The 14,714-nt window shown below is 54.8% G+C and carries 16 protein-coding genes; 11 read left to right on the top strand and 5 right to left on the bottom strand.

Annotated features, from left to right (window positions below; all coding sequences use genetic code 11):
* Window positions 1–134: 134 nt before the first annotated feature.
* From MU558_RS19510 to MU558_RS19495, 4 genes are all read left to right on the top strand, one after another.
* Window positions 135–725, top strand: a complete 591-nt coding sequence (locus tag MU558_RS19510) for a helix-turn-helix domain-containing protein (protein WP_246976072.1) — start codon at window positions 135–137, stop codon at window positions 723–725.
* Between the two features lie 260 nt (window positions 726–985).
* A complete protein-coding gene (locus tag MU558_RS19505; RefSeq protein WP_246976069.1) occupies window positions 986–1,522 on the top strand; it encodes a hypothetical protein in 537 nt (178 codons plus the stop codon).
* Window positions 1,523–1,918: 396 nt separating this feature from the next.
* Window positions 1,919–3,013: an alcohol dehydrogenase catalytic domain-containing protein gene (locus MU558_RS19500; protein WP_246976068.1), complete on the top strand. Its 1,095-nt coding sequence runs from the start codon at window positions 1,919–1,921 to the stop codon at window positions 3,011–3,013.
* Between the two features lie 161 nt (window positions 3,014–3,174).
* Window positions 3,175–3,753, top strand: a complete 579-nt coding sequence (locus MU558_RS19495; RefSeq protein WP_246976065.1) for a GNAT family N-acetyltransferase — start codon at window positions 3,175–3,177, stop codon at window positions 3,751–3,753.
* A gap of 252 nt (window positions 3,754–4,005) precedes the next feature.
* On the opposite strand, the gene MU558_RS19490 is transcribed toward MU558_RS19495, so the two are convergent.
* Window positions 4,006–5,343, bottom strand: coding sequence for a CoA-binding protein (locus tag MU558_RS19490; protein WP_246976062.1), 1,338 nt, complete (start codon window positions 5,341–5,343; stop codon window positions 4,006–4,008).
* 550 nt (window positions 5,344–5,893) lie between these two features.
* On the opposite strand from MU558_RS19490, the gene MU558_RS19485 reads away from it, so the two are divergent.
* Entirely contained in the window at window positions 5,894–6,769 is an 876-nt protein-coding gene (locus tag MU558_RS19485) for a fumarylacetoacetate hydrolase family protein (RefSeq protein WP_246976059.1), read from the top strand.
* Window positions 6,770–6,893: 124 nt separating this feature from the next.
* On the opposite strand, the gene MU558_RS19480 is transcribed toward MU558_RS19485, so the two are convergent.
* A complete protein-coding gene (locus MU558_RS19480; protein ID WP_246976056.1) occupies window positions 6,894–7,478 on the bottom strand; it encodes a helix-turn-helix domain-containing protein in 585 nt (194 codons plus the stop codon).
* 371 nt (window positions 7,479–7,849) lie between these two features.
* Between MU558_RS19480 and paaA the strand changes: the two genes are divergently transcribed.
* Genes paaA through MU558_RS23435 form a run of 5 tightly spaced genes read left to right on the top strand, consistent with a single transcriptional unit; the run spans window position 7,850 to window position 10,522 of the window.
* The gene (paaA, locus tag MU558_RS19475) at window positions 7,850–8,794 is read left to right on the top strand and encodes a 1,2-phenylacetyl-CoA epoxidase subunit PaaA (protein WP_246976054.1); all 945 of its coding nucleotides are present in this window, start codon (window positions 7,850–7,852) and stop codon (window positions 8,792–8,794) included.
* A gap of 17 nt (window positions 8,795–8,811) precedes the next feature.
* Window positions 8,812–9,114, top strand: coding sequence for a hypothetical protein (locus MU558_RS19470; RefSeq protein ID WP_246976051.1), 303 nt, complete (start codon window positions 8,812–8,814; stop codon window positions 9,112–9,114).
* A gap of 3 nt (window positions 9,115–9,117) precedes the next feature.
* On the top strand, window positions 9,118–9,930 hold the full coding sequence (gene paaC, locus MU558_RS19465) for a 1,2-phenylacetyl-CoA epoxidase subunit PaaC (RefSeq protein WP_246976048.1): 813 nt from the start codon (window positions 9,118–9,120) through the stop codon (window positions 9,928–9,930).
* Window positions 9,927–10,325, top strand: a complete 399-nt coding sequence (locus MU558_RS19460; protein WP_246976044.1) for a metal-sulfur cluster assembly factor — start codon at window positions 9,927–9,929, stop codon at window positions 10,323–10,325. The genes paaC and MU558_RS19460 overlap by 4 nt, the downstream gene beginning before the upstream one ends.
* A gap of 5 nt (window positions 10,326–10,330) precedes the next feature.
* Complete coding sequence (locus tag MU558_RS23435) at window positions 10,331–10,522, top strand: PaaD-like zinc ribbon domain-containing protein (protein WP_425607635.1); 192 nt, start codon at window positions 10,331–10,333, stop codon at window positions 10,520–10,522.
* Between the two features lie 69 nt (window positions 10,523–10,591).
* On the opposite strand, the gene MU558_RS19450 is transcribed toward MU558_RS23435, so the two are convergent.
* Window positions 10,592–10,900 carry a hypothetical protein gene (locus MU558_RS19450; RefSeq protein WP_246976041.1) on the bottom strand — a complete coding sequence of 103 codons (309 nt, stop codon included), beginning with the start codon at window positions 10,898–10,900 and terminating at the stop codon, window positions 10,592–10,594.
* 112 nt (window positions 10,901–11,012) lie between these two features.
* On the opposite strand from MU558_RS19450, the gene MU558_RS19445 reads away from it, so the two are divergent.
* Window positions 11,013–11,336, top strand: coding sequence for a hypothetical protein (locus MU558_RS19445; RefSeq protein ID WP_246976038.1), 324 nt, complete (start codon window positions 11,013–11,015; stop codon window positions 11,334–11,336).
* 82 nt (window positions 11,337–11,418) lie between these two features.
* Here the strand turns inward: MU558_RS19445 and MU558_RS19440 are convergent, their stop codons facing one another.
* Complete coding sequence (locus MU558_RS19440) at window positions 11,419–12,654, bottom strand: FAD-dependent monooxygenase (protein ID WP_265781603.1); 1,236 nt, start codon at window positions 12,652–12,654, stop codon at window positions 11,419–11,421.
* Between the two features lie 585 nt (window positions 12,655–13,239).
* Complete coding sequence (gene tnpC / locus MU558_RS19435) at window positions 13,240–14,697, bottom strand: IS66 family transposase (protein ID WP_246966203.1); 1,458 nt, start codon at window positions 14,695–14,697, stop codon at window positions 13,240–13,242.
* Window positions 14,698–14,714: the final 17 nt, after the last annotated feature.

Genomic DNA, 14,714 nt, shown 5'->3' with positions numbered 1-14,714 from the left:
CGCGCCCGTTTTCTGTGTCGACAGAGGCATATTCTTCCGTCGAGGTGACTCGAGAATCGGGCTCGATCCTCGAGCGTGAAACCGTTCGGGCGTAATCCTTACCCGGGTTGCACCTGATAGAACCGGTACCGACTATGGATGACGACACACTAAACGACGTCGAGCCCCGGGATATTGCGCTGCTACAGGCACGGATCGCGAATCCCACCGCATCGAGCCGTGAACTTAGCGACATTCTCAAGGAGGAATACGACATCTCGCTCTCTCACAACCACGTGAACACCCTACTCCGAGAGATGGAAGACGACGATCTGTTTCGGCGGACGGTAGTCCCGCGACGGACGCTCTTCCAACATTACCAGTTCCGAATCGGGTTCCACTATCCGAACTTCAAGGATAACTGGGAGGAGTGTCACCAAACGCTCGTAGAGGATCCCCACGTCCTGATGTTCTTCAACGCCGACAGCAAGTATCGCTGGCAGCTCATCACTCAGTTCCGCGCAACGGAACAGATGGACGAATGGGTGACCGAGTTCTTCGAAGAGCACGGCGATATCATCGACGAGTTCGAGACAACGTCCCTTCACAACCTTCACAAGTTCAAAACCGACGCCGCGATCTTCGACGATATGCTTTCCGAGACCGAAGAGGGGAGACAGTACTTGGAGAACCGCGGCGAACTCGAAACGGAACTCGACTCCGAGACCGATTCCGCGTCGCCGTGAGGTAGTCCCACACGTTTCTCTTCGAATATTCACGACTATCTGTGTCAGCCGATGGTGCGATAGAGAGCCACTTCGATAATTGAGAATAGACAGACTGGCTACGCAGTACTGGCTGCCAACTCAACATCACTGGAGCCGCAATTCGGACAGTCGATCTCTCCTATAGGCTTGCTTTCGCGTCTCGAACCACTTGACCCCGAGGCAGTTGACCACAGGCCAAAATAGTTAATGTATTCTGATGAGAATGTGATTACCAACCAATGGCAGAAGTGAAAGGAAAGTTCATTACGATGGTCGGGGAGAAAATGCGGCAGGGAACATCAGACAATCTGGATGATGCGAATGCGATGCTCGAATCTCATATCGGTCTCACATACGACGAACTCGATCCTGAGGGGTGGTACGACACGGAATTGTTCGGGAAGTTTATGAAGATGTATGCGGAGGGGAGTATCGCCGGTCGAGAGGCCATTCGAATCGCTGGCAAGCAGGTATACCCTACAATCAAGTACACGACTGGCCTCCCGGATCACGTAACCAGCGTCTACGATCTGATTCTGTTTGAGGCCGACGGATTCGAGCAAAATCATAGAGGGTCTGATGTTGTCCCTCGGAATTTTCTACGAAAGAAAGAGGGCGATGTAATAGTCGAGGCGGACGCACCCGGATACGACTGCAAACTCTTCGAGGGCGTTTACGAAGGCCTGTTCGTACTCTTCGACGAGAGCGGGGACGTAGAACACAGCGAATGCACTAAGCACGGAGCCGACCGTTGCAAGTTTCGAATTACATGGTGATCGCACGAGACGACGATCAGAGTCGTGTTTCGGCCTGGTATCGGAACGATGGCGGTACGCCCAAAACATCAAAAGCTGTAACGAAGCTATGATCCGCCGCCGTATCACATTTTCAATAGGGGAAATCACGAATATATGAGGGGTGTTCGTCTGATCGACTCGCGCCGATTTTCTTGTGCTACGGAACTAAGGATGAGAAACATTGTAGATACATTCTCATGAGAGATGATTGTAATGGATACCACCTCTATCGTTGTATCATAGACTATTTGGCACCGTAAACGTATTACAACAGTGCATCCAAGATGGGTTCGATGAAAGCAGTAGTTACTGGACAGATCACGCACAGAAACACCAATCCAAAAACCTGTTCCATCCTCACCGAGGCGAAATAGAATGCGTGAAATCGAGGCAGCAGTCGTTCGCGGGTCCGAAGAACACACGATAGAACAATTGCAACTTGATGACCCCGAGCCAGGTGAAGTTCTCGTCGATATTCGCGCAACAGGGGTTTGTCATACGGATTTCCACGCCTACACCAGTGACGATACTGATTTTCCAATCGTGCTGGGCCACGAGGGCGCAGGTATCGTTGAAGCAGTTGGAGAAGACGTTTCTACCGTCGAGCCGGGCGATTCGGTCGTCCTGTGGGTTCTTCCATCGTGTGGTGAGTGCCAGTACTGCCGTAGCGGTCGACCGTATCTTTGTCAGCGTCGTCGTGACGTCCGGGGGCGGATGATGGACGGGACGCACCGCCTTCACCGCGGCAATGAATCGATCAACCACTTTTACGCCCAGTCCTCGTTCGCGACGATGTCCGTCGTTCCCGAACGCCAGGTAGTCCCGATCGAAAGCGACGTGCCTCATGAAATCGCCGCGCTGCTTGGGTGTGGAGTGACGACGGGTATCGGAAGCGTGTTAAACATCGCCGAAGTCGAAAGTGGGTCTACCGTCGCCGTCTTCGGCTGTGGGGGCGTGGGTGCCGGGACAATTCTTGCCGCCAGCGCGGTGAGCGCAGGGACGATAGTCGCTGTCGATCTGGACACGGAAACGCTGGACACAATGGAAGATATTGGCGCAACTCACACCGTCGACGCGTCTTCGAACGACCCCGTCGAGCGCGTGCGCGAGCTCACAAGCGGTGTCGATTACGCGTTCGAATGTATCGGTAATCCAGCGACGATCAGACAGGCCGTCGATACGCTTGGACCCGGAGGAACCACTGTGATCACCGGAACGAGTGCTTCGAAATCGATCGAGCTAGACCTGGGTGCATTTACAAAGGGCATAAGTGTGATCGGAAACATCGTCGGATTCACACAACCACAGATCGACATTCCTCGATACATTTCGATGTACAAGAACGGCGATCTGCCGCTCGAGGAAATCCTAAGCAACTCGTTCAGACTCGATGAACTCGACGACGCGTTTGCAGCTCTTGGAGAAGGAGGAGATATCAAGAACGTAATCGAGTTCGAACCAGGGCCATAACGGGGTCGATCCGTAGGCAGCAAGCGAATCGTACCCTCGAGGTCGGGGTTGTTGACGGTGGATAGTACATTGCGATCGACTGACTTCCACCAGCTGAATTTAAGGGCAATACATGTGGGGGCGATTAGTAATATTCCTACAACTGGTAGATTAGTAGTACGATGGACAGTTGTTCTTACTGGAATCCCGAGTCCTGTGAAGGAAGCCCACATTGTCCACCGCGGTGTCCACGGTTTCTCGACAAACTCGGTGAACCGACTCTAATATCGCCATTCACGTCACGATACTACGAGGATCTCGTCGCCATGTACCTGCGGTACGACTCCGAAAACCGTTCGATGGGGCTCCCGCCGGCGCGACGAGAGCTCGTCGAAGCGTGGCTCGACGCGCTGCTCGATCGGGGAGTCCACTTCGTTGCTCGCCAGGCTGGCCAGCTCGTTGGCCACGGGGCATACGTCCGCTCCGCAACTTCGGAACCGAAGGTCCTCGTCTTCGTCGATACGGATCACTACGATCGCGGAATCGGTAGCGAACTGTGCCGGCATGTGGTTGCACATGCTGCCGAGGCTGGACACGAATCCCTCGAACTCGACGTCGGAAGTACGAACGAACGAGCCATCCACGTTTATCGCCGGATGGGGTTCGAAATCGTAGAACGACGCGATACGACGCTTCGAATGCGACTTCCGTTTGATTCGACCGTTGTCGAAACGGTACGACTCCCTCCAGCGAAACGGTGAATAGAGCGCACGCTATGTCGAATCATCTTTCGCTTCGAAGAAGCCGTCTCCTGACGCTACGCTCTTTCTGACCCGGACTTTGGGCCAGGAATTTCCCACCCTGAGATCGATCCATGATGTCTTTGTTCAACGAGGAATGGAAACTCTTGATTTGCAGATACGGCGAGAATAGCGAGAGCGTTCTGGAGGGGCCCACTGTCTCCTACGACGAGACGCGGAAAGGGTTCGTAGTACTGGATCTCGAGGGTAGAGTTATTCTGTTTCTGTGACCGAGTCGATTAGTGCTGCAACCGCGTTTGCACCGCGCTCTGGCGTATCGAACGTTGGAATTCCAACTTCCTCCATTTGCATTCGTTCATCGGCAAGTGCCTCGTTCGGTCCAGCGACCGTGAACAGAACTGGTTTATCCACCTCTTGGGCGAGCGTCTCGAGTTCGTCGACGGGATACCCGAGCGAATCCTCGTAGATCTCGTAGACGAGTACGATGTCGATGTTCTCATCACGAGCAACGGCATCGACGACGTCCCCGAACTCGGGCATCGGGCGGCCTGTGTCCACGGGGTTTTCCTTGTACGTTATACCAGCTAGAATCTCGTCGACTTTCTCCTGGGTTTGTGCCGTCAACTTGGGAAATTCAGCCCCGGCCTGTTTGAGATAGTCGGTGATCATGATGCCGGGCCCAGCCTGTGCTGTAACGAGGCCAACGTTCGGTCCGTTCGGCGTTGGCGAATCCGCCAGAGAGCGACCCGCATCAATTAGTTCAGTTACTGAAGTGGCCGTCGAGAGACCCTGCGTCGAAAATGCTGTCTCGTATCGTTCGTTGCCCTGATCCGGTGCTCCGGTGTGAGACTGCACGAAGTCGCCGACCTCTTCTTCTCCGACTTTGAACGCGACGATCGGTGTTTCAGTGTTCTGGCATACCTCCAGTACATTGTCGACGTCGTCGGTGCCTTCGATATGGAGGGCGATCACATCCGTTCGGGGATCGTCGTCGAGCATCGGGATGATCTCTGCGAACCCGGTATTCGCACGGTTCCCGAGACCGAACATCGCCGAGACCCCATATCCTTCACGCTGGAGCTGGAACGCTGCAGTGACGCCGACGCCACCACTTTGAGCGACGATCCCAACGTTCCCGGTTTCGATTTCGTTGATCCGGGGGACGAACGAGCCATAAAAGTCGAGATGCGGAATAATGTATCCTGCCGTATTCGGACCGAGGAGTGTAATTTCGTATTTATTTGCAATCTCGGTGATCGTATTTTCTAACTGTGCACCGTCCTCGTCGACCTCGGAGAAACCGCCGGCGAAAATCACAGCAGCGCCGATGCCAGCCTCACCGCACTCCTCGAGGACGTCTGGTAAGGCAGGACCCGGAACACAGCAGAGAGCCAGGTCAGCATTCGTCTTAGAGACGGAATCGACAAACTCGTACCCAAAGACACTCCCGGAACTCGAAGGGTTCACTGGATAAATTTGACCCTCGTACGATTGAATGTTCGTCATCGCATCATTACCGAGTTTTCCGGGCGTTTTCGATGCGCCAACAACTGCGATACCGTCAGGTTCGAAGAGGTCGGAGAGACCCATACTGGAAAAATGACGACTCATGTGATATAAATTTCCCTTCATAATTACAGTAGGCATACTTCCACGAGAAAACACAATCTCTGTAATATAGATGGCCAGAGATAGTTTACATCATCTCGAACCCCTCTGGTCAGAAAGCCGATAACGTCACGCACATCATCGTTGGCCATCTCGAGTACGGTAGTTCCTAGTGCGCTGCTGCTGGCCACAACTGGCTCCAGTCGAGACACCCACGCGCCTGCGCTATGAGCCCCGAGCCGGACTGATCACCTCCACGTTCGGCACGCTTCGTATCGTTGACCTGAATACTACAACCGGGACTGGCCACATCAAGCGCTCGGTATCCCGTACACCCATCAGGGTCGTGAACTAGACAGCGCTGAAGCTCCTGCATTCATCGGAAGAACTTCCGGAAGGACGAATTCAATTTTTCATCATAATGAGAAGGATATTAACTAAGGCCCGACAAGAGGTCTGTAAAATCGCATCTTATATGCTATCGAACGATACCCGGTAAAGTTATGGTATAGTCGAACAACGGAGTGGATGCATGAAGTTCGTTAGATTCGACAGTGATCATCTGGGAGTGGTTGTAGACGAGGGTATCGTTGATCTCACCGAACGACTCGAACTCACGTCAAACGATCCACTCCGTGAGTACGCTCGGAGTGATCTTGATGCAAGCGAGTATACGAACGTGACTCCGGATTACGATCTGGACGACGTTCGAATTGAGTCGCCCATTCGTCGCCCGGGTAAGGTGATCGCAGCGCCACTTAACTACGAAAAGCACGTCGAAGAGGCACTATCGGACAAAGACATCGTCACTGACGACTGGTTCACGATCGAGGACAAGGGATACTTTTTGAAAGCCCCATCGAGCGTCGTCGGTCCCGAAGACGGTATCGAGATTCCGTTCTCGGATCGGCGTATCGATCACGAGATCGAGCTCGCATTCGTCATTGGTGAAGATACGAAAGACGTTACCGCAGACGAGGCGTGGGACCGGATCCTCGGATACACGATCTTGCTCGACATTTCCGTTCGTGGTGATCAGGATCGCTCTAACCGTAAGTCGTACGATACGTTCACCGTCGTAGGTCCCTACGTCGTTACACCTGACGAGATCGACGATCCACATGACCTCGAGATGGAGTTGCAGGTTAACGGCAACACGCGCCAACAGGAAAATACTAGTGACATGATTTATTCGTGTGCGGACATCGTCCAGTACGCTTCGATCGGCGCGACGCTCGAGGCGGGCGACCTCATCACTACTGGAACTCCCGAGGGCGTTGGGCCGCTTACCGATGGTGATGTCGTCGACGCTGAGATCGAAAACATCGGATCGATGACTGTTGACGTCACTGAACGTGATATCGCGTTTTCGGATGTCGACGTCGAGAAGAGCCAGCAAAATAACTGATCAACCCGACCAGCGCGTTTCGACTGGCAGTTAACGGGATTTCTAACGGACTCCCGGTGAGGACCTCCGTTTTGGATGTCTGGACTGAAGGATAGTTTCCAAATGGTACTTGCGATTCGCTACATCATCTCTCCGCCTCGACCTGTTCTGTTTCCTTCTCCTGTTTTCGAGAGAGGTACTGCCGACCTTCCTCAGTTTCTCGAAGAATATCGTCAAATATCTCGGCATCAGTTTGGAACTTGTGAACATTATGCAACATTGTGTTGTGGAACTGACTAATTAGTTGCCCGTGTTCCTTGAAGAAGTTGTGGACCCACCGTTGCATTTGTTCGTTAGTCCGGAATTGAGCGATAGCATGCCACTGATAGTTACTGTCTGCATTGAAGAACATGAGAATGTTTGGATCGTTCACGAGGTCCCAGTAACAGTCCTCCCAGTACTCTTCGAAGTTCGGGTAGTAGAACCCGATCCGAAACAGATAATGTCGAAATAGATTCTCGTGGGGAAGGATGGTTTTTTTGAAGATGTCCTTTTCGGACATCTCCCGCAGGATCTCGTTGATCCGGTTGTGTGATAGTGATATCCCGTATTCGTCTTCCAGGATTTTGCTCAGTTCTCGTGTCGACGCTGTCGGATTTGCTACGCGAGCTTTGAGGATTACGATATCACGCGCAGAAATCGAATCAGATGGAACATCGGGTTTTGCCATGCATGAGGGGTTACTTTCGAACAATAATAATGCTCCCGGTCAACAGAGCCGAAAGTTGTAATCAATCGTGTGGAACAGAGTGATTATCGGGAGTGAGTTCCAGAATATCTGAATATCTATCCGTCGCCCCTCGTTCGTGACGGTAGCGGGAGAGACGGGATTCCAAATTTTGATGGGGTTGATCAGTCGACATCGAACCAAGTTATCGCCGTATCAGCCTTTCAAACTGCGGTGCCCACCGACGGACAAACAGTTAATCACGACCAGAAACCGATTTCAGGCGGAAAATGTATTACAATCAAATCCGCACTTATAAGTACATAGTTCTATAGCACGAAGTATTTATGTAGGATGAACACAGTTGTGAGAACATGGAGTTGGAAGAAAGAATTGCACACGGAGACACCATCGAATCCGGCGACGAACTCACTGACGAGTATCGTAATTTGGTGACCGGGATGATCCAATTCACGGCGAACAGCGAATTGGTCGGTGCGTTCACTGAGCGGAAGTGGATCCCGAAGGCCCCCAGTTACCACCGGAAGCTGGCCCTGACTGCGAAGGTTCAGGACGAGATTGGGCACGCTCAGATGCAGTATCGGCTAGCTGAGAATTTAGGTAACGACCGGGAAGAGATGCTTATCGACCTCCTCGAGGGGAGATCCGGGTTCGGTAATGCCTTTCATTACCACGCAGACGAGTGGATCGACATCGCACTAATTGCCTGGCTCATCGATGGAGCGGCGATGAAACTGCAGGGATCACTCCTCAAGACGAGCTACGGACCCTATCAGCGGGTTATGCGACGGATCTGTCGCGAAGAAGAGTTCCACGTGCGCCATGGTGAACACATCATTCGGGAGTACGCGACCGGATCGCGTGCAAAACAAGAGCGGTTACAGGAGGGAATCAACCGCTGGTGGCCCCGTGGCATGATGTTCTTTGGCCTCTCGGATCAACAAAGTGAGAAAACCCGTCGGATGGTCGAGCTGGGGATCAAACCCAAAACGAACGACGAACTTCGGCAAGAGTACCTTGCCGACTACGTGCCGAAGATCAGAGAACTCGGCTTCGAAATACCCGATGACCAGATCGAGTACGATGACGAAGCCGATCGGTGGCTATACACGGACCCCGACTGGGAGGAGTTCAAGATGATCACCACAAAAGGTGGACCAGCGATTCCAGACCGACTCGATCGTAGACAGGCAGCGTTCGACGACACCGCCTGGGTTCGCGATGCCTTAGCTGCATACCACGGACAGGCGTCCTCGAGCAGGCTTACGAACAATCCCGGTATGACAGCCAGTGATTGATAGGAGGGTGATAAGAGATGGACGAACACGACGATACAACCAACACGGAAAACAGACTCGAGCCGTATGAAGTATTCGTTCAGTGGGAGCGAGGAAAGGCCCACGAACATGCCGAAGTGGTATCCGCATCTGACCACGAGATGGCGTTGACTCTCGCAAAACGAAATATCGACGTCCGGAGCGATCCGGTCAGCGTCTGGGTCGTTCCGCGTCGAGAGATCACCGCCTCTCAGGACGATACCGAACTCACTCCAAGCACTGATCGGGCGTATCGCAATGTGAGTTGGTATGCACAAAACACTGCTGGAGGATCACACTAACCCATGACACTCGACGACCTCAGTACTGACGACCGCACAGACGTACTCGAGTTCCTGCTCGCACTCGCCGATGACGACTTCGTTGCGGGGCACCGCTACACAGACTGGACTGCAGTCGGACCGACGCTAGAGGAAGACAATGCCATCTCTAGCATGGCCCAGGACGAACTCGGCCACGCCCGCCTCTGGTACGACCTGATCGAGCAGTACCGTGGGGACGACACCGACGATCTTGCACTCAACAGACCGGCCGAGGAACGTCGAAATTCGGTTTTGCTCGAGGTGGACCACGAAGACTTCGCGTACGCGATCGCTCACAACTACCTGTATGATACCGCCGAGAAGCGCTTGCTCGAGACGTTGCTGGATGGCGAGGTCGATGCACTGGCCGATCGCGCCGAGCAAATCCTCGAGGAAGAGACCTATCACCGAGAGCACGCCGAGGCCTGGCTCGATCGACTCGTCGCGACCGAAGAAGGTCGCGACCGCCTCGAATCTGCCTTCCGAGATGCACTCCCGCGGGCAGCAGACGTGTTTGCCTTCGACGACCGACGAGTTACACGGCTGATGGATGCTGAAATCTTGGCCGAGAGTCCCGCTTCCCTTCGTCAGGAGTGGAACTCGGACGTTTGCCAGCGAATAGCCGGTCTGCCGCTCGGAATCACTGCCGCGGAAGCCGACGAGTTGTTGTCCCAGCCACCTGAACAAAATGGTCGTGCTGGCGAGCACACAGACCACTTGGCGTCGATGATCGATGAGATGCACTCCGACAACCTCGCAGGCGAGCATCCCGTCTCCCGAACTACCCCACCATGAGTTCGACGTCAGGGCCTGACGACCCTGCAACACAAATCGCGGCTGCCGGTCCGGTCGAAAAAGCAGTCTGGGAGGCGTTACGAACGGTCGAAGATCCCGAACTTCCGGTCAGTATCGTCGACCTGGGACTGGTGTATGATGTTTCCGCCGAAGATGGGGAAGTGACGATCGACATTACGTTGACGTATTCAGGTTGCCCAGCGCGCGATCTGATCGTGATGGACGTCGAGAAAGCAGTCCAAGCGGTGCCGGAAGTGAAAACTATTGATACAAATATAGTTCATTCACCACCGTGGTCGTTCGAGCGTGTTACGGACCGTGGCCGTCGACATCTTAACCAACACGGTCTAGCAGTGCCTGGTGACGAAGCCGCGCATGAACCTGATTGCCACTGACGACGATGACTAACGCTTCGACACCATCGACTGGGAAGGGATCGTCTGGCGGAAGCGCCGACACGCCACAGGACGATATCGTCTGTCCGTTCTGCGGATCGGCTGACACTCACGTCGAGCAACAGAGGGGACCGGCACTGTGTCGGACAGTCCACTACTGTAACACTTGTCAACAACCCTTTGAGGAATTTAGCTAACTCCCCGAGCCCGGTGGTGGAAAAGAGTCCATCTCGAGGCCTGACGAAACCGATCTCGGGTGCTCTCATTCATGCTCGTGGGAGAGCGGTATACGGCGTTGAATTTCGATAGTCCACGATGTAACTGATATTGTATATCTCTCCTATCAAAACATCCCGTGAAATACTCGACACCATCGACGAATCCCAGTACGACGTGACCGTCGACGACTCACTGGTTGCTCGGACGTCGACGAGGCGGTTGAACTCGCCAACGACACGGCGTATGGCCTCTCGAGTTCGGTCCACGTCGGCACGAACAACGTACGCGAGAGCAACGAAAAGAAGTGGATCTCGCTCCAGCACGAGCCCCACGAGTTCCCGTTCTGCACAGCCCATCATTGAAGCCGTCGAACGACGGGGACCACGTTCGTTTGCCGGCCCCGCCGTCTCGTCGATCCGCCGATCGCGAATGGGATGGATTTACAAGGTATCGACATCGAATGGAACCATGGCGCTAGAGATGGATATCAGAGCAGCTGCAGAGCAGCGTGACGACCTCCCGGACGCCGAAAACGTACACGACTGCGACGATGAGATTCCCATCACCGACCTGTTCGACACGGCGTTCGTTCAGGCCAACACCGAGTTCGAATCGTTTGACGACCTGGTCGCGGCCAGTCCCAGCGACGCCGATTCCGCCGCCAAACTCGAGACAGTCTCCCACGGCGAGTGGGACGAGTTCGTCGCCGAAACGACCGACTTCGAGGACGAGAAGGAACTCGTGATGGCTGCCCGGGACCATTGGATCGCCGAGAAACTAGACCTGAACTGACCCTTCTTTTCGTCGCGTTTCCGCCGACAGCGCTATCGATTCGCCGCCGATAGCGTAAGAACTGTCCGTCGCGAAATGCGGTTCAGTAATTTCCAGTCGAGACGATCGGTGGCGTCCCGTGCGGGCCGTAAGGTGCGTCGTCGAGCCACTCGCCGGCGATCTCGAAGTGATCGGCCAGCGAAGCCGCGGCTTCCTTTCGCAGGACTGTCACCGGATCCTCACCCTGGAGATACTCCAGTGCCTGGCCTGCCGCGTCGAGGTTGTACTCTGCAGCCTTCTCACGTCGTGCGGCGTACAGTTCGACTTCCTCGCGGACGACCGCGTCGGTCCTGGCGTCGATCGCAGCCGCGATTGCCGAAGCCGCCTCGTCCGCGTCGGCGACACCGGAGTTCATACCGCGAGCACCGAAGGGAGCCAGCAGGTGGGCCGCCTCACCGGCGAGTAACACTCGTCGATGTTCGTCCACGAAGGTGTCCGCCATCACTTGCAAGAAGTAGTAACTAGAGACCCACTTGAGGTCGTCCTCGTACTCGTTGCCCATGATGTCGCAGACGAACTCGCGCATCCGGTCTTCACTGCTGAGCTCTTCGGGGTCGTCACCCTCGATACACTGGATATCGAGCCGCCAGCCGCCGGTGAATGGAACTAGCAACACGTTCCGGCCGTCAGCTTCCGGAGCGTCGTAGTGGAATATCCGCTCAAGGTCTGGCTGATCGCCGTCGATCTGTTCGTCCTCGATGTCGGCAATGATGAAGGCGTTCTCGGACTGGTCTCCTTCGAAGTTCGCACCGATCTCCTTGCGGACGGTCGAGCCGCCGCCATCGGCGCCGACCAGGAACTCGCCGTCCCACTCGCGGCCGTCACTCGTTTCGACGTGGACGCCGTCGGGCGAGGAGTCGACGATCTCGACCTCGGCGTTCCAGTGGATGTCGATTCCAGCGCCCTCGAGCGCGTCGTGCATGTACGCCTCGGTCACGACCTGCGGGACGCTAGTAAAGTGGGGGATGTCTCCGGATCCGCCGGGCGAATCGTACGTCCGGCTGAATACTTCCTTCCCCTGGTAGAGCGTCCGTCGCGTCGGCCAGACGAGTCCCTCGTCGACGAGGTCGGTGCCCAGTCCCGGGTGAATCCGTTCGAGCGTTCGCAGCGTCGAGCCGTGAACGTAGATCGCCCGGCTGCCAGACCGGTCTCGGTCTTCTGACTCGGCTTCGAGGATCGTCGCTTCGACGCCCCGTGCGTGCAGTGCGAGGGCTGTCGTCATTCCAACCGGTCCAGCGCCAGCTATCAGTACAGGAGCCGCTGTCGTATCACCGCTCATAAACGGTAGTGTTGGAGTAAACCATGATAACAGTTGTGGTCACCGTATTGCTCTTCGTGTGAGGATCGCTCCGTCGTCACGCGGCGAACGCTTACGTGTTCACGTCTGCACACGCCCTCGTCGGGCCCCGTTCGATCGACCACTCCTTGTTACGTTACACGGCTATGAACGTAATATCTGACCATATGTTGTCTAGTAGTGCCATCTATCGCAGATCCAGGGACAGAACACTGGATAGATTACACATTCATCATAATATCCTATTTAGCAAGCCAATATAATGTATATCCAAGAAAGGTCGTGGTTTGTAACACCTATTGCTCGAATGAAAGGGCTCGGCAAGCGGGAGCGGGGGGACGACACGTGGTCCTCGAGTCCTGACGGAATTGATGTGTGATCGAATCACGAGCCGTCGCGGGACGAGAATGAAGAAGACAGTGTTCGACATATCAGTCACATCGATGTGTGCTGGTAAGAATTGCCCAAATATAGCCAGTATTTTTATTATCCATGATCGATGTGGTCGAACTATGTTCGGTAGGTAGTTGGATAGCGTGACCAGGATTCACCGATCAGTGATACCTCTCATCCTGAACTGAGTTCTTTCCCACCGAGGATGGACTGGAGCTGTTCAGGCGGATCTAGTCCTCGCCGTTTCCACGTGGCTAACATGGTCGTGATCGTCTCGTGAATCTGGACCCCTTCGGCTGAGCGGAGGGTCCGGAACATCTTCCGCAGCACAACTTGCTCGCGCAGAGCGCGCTCTGCGCGATTATTCGTCGAATCGACGTCTGGCTCTGTGACGAACGTCAGCCAGTGGCCTAACCCGTTCCTGATCTTCTCGATCAGCTTCTGGACCTCCTGTGCCTCATAGTCTTCCCTGATCAGGCCTTCCAGATGTAACGACGCCTCCGCCCGCTTCTGCTCGCGGGCGGAGGCGGATGGATCCTCCTTGTCGAACGCCGTTAAATCGTCATGGAGAGCGTGTAACTCCGCAGATAACTTCTCTGCTTCCTCGTACCGTTCAGCAACGTACTCCGCCTCCCGCAACAGATGTGCCCAGCACCGCTGGAGCTTCGTGTGATAGCTCGGATACGCTGACCAACCGTCACAGCTGAGCGTCGAGTCCTCGGCGAATTCCTCGCCGAGGACGTCCTCTAACACCTGGCTTCCACGACTCTCATCAACCCAGAACAGCACCTCTTCGTCAGTAACGAACGTCCACGCCCAGTGTTGCTCTCCGTCAACAGGAAATCCCGTTTCATCGCAGTAGACGACGTCACTTTCCTGAATACGGGCTTTGACATCGTCATACGCGGGTCGCAGCCGGTCTGCGACCCGCTTGGTCAGGTTGTAGATCGTCCGATGAGAGATGGGAATATCGAGTTCCCAATCAAACAGCTCCGCCTGTTTACGGTTCGGAAGTCGCTGATGGAACCTACCGAGGGCGGTTTGGGCCATGATATTCGGCCCAAACCGCCCGGTTTCCGGGCAGTCAGGATGTTCAGCAACGACCTCGTTTCCACAGGAACAGCGGTGTTTGCCGAGTTTGTACTCGATGACAGTGGTTGGAATGGGAAGAGGAATGTCGATAACAGTTCGTGAGACGTAGCTGTCCGGGTTAGAGAGGCTTTGCTCACAATCTGGACAATATCCCTGATCGACTCGAATAGTCTCCTCTGGTTCAGGTGGCGGTCGAGTTGTTCCTTCGTGACCTTCGCTACGTCCTGGGGATGAGTCGCTGGCGGCGTCAGCGTCGCCGCCAGCGTCGTCTTCCTGGTTTTCGTCCTTTTCCTCGTCGCTGTCGTCGTTGCCAGGTGATCCAGCCGCACCACCCTGCTTACTGGGTGGTGTGTTTGGGTTTTCGTACCTCTTGAGGCGAGTCTCAAGTTGTTCGATCTGTTGTTGCTGTGCAGCGAGTTGGCGACGGAGAAGACGGTTCTCAAGCTTCTGGACTACGAGTTGCTGGCGGAGATGCGTACTGTTCTCGGTGCGGATCGCGGAATCTATCGATTCCGGCGATCCGCCAATCCCCAGCGACACACTTGGTTCACCATTGA

Source organism: Natribaculum luteum, assembly GCF_023008545.1.
Lineage (GTDB): Archaea > Halobacteriota > Halobacteria > Halobacteriales > Natrialbaceae > Natribaculum > Natribaculum luteum.
The sequence above is the reverse complement of the archived record's forward strand: the minus strand, read 5'-3'. Positions and strand labels throughout refer to the sequence as shown.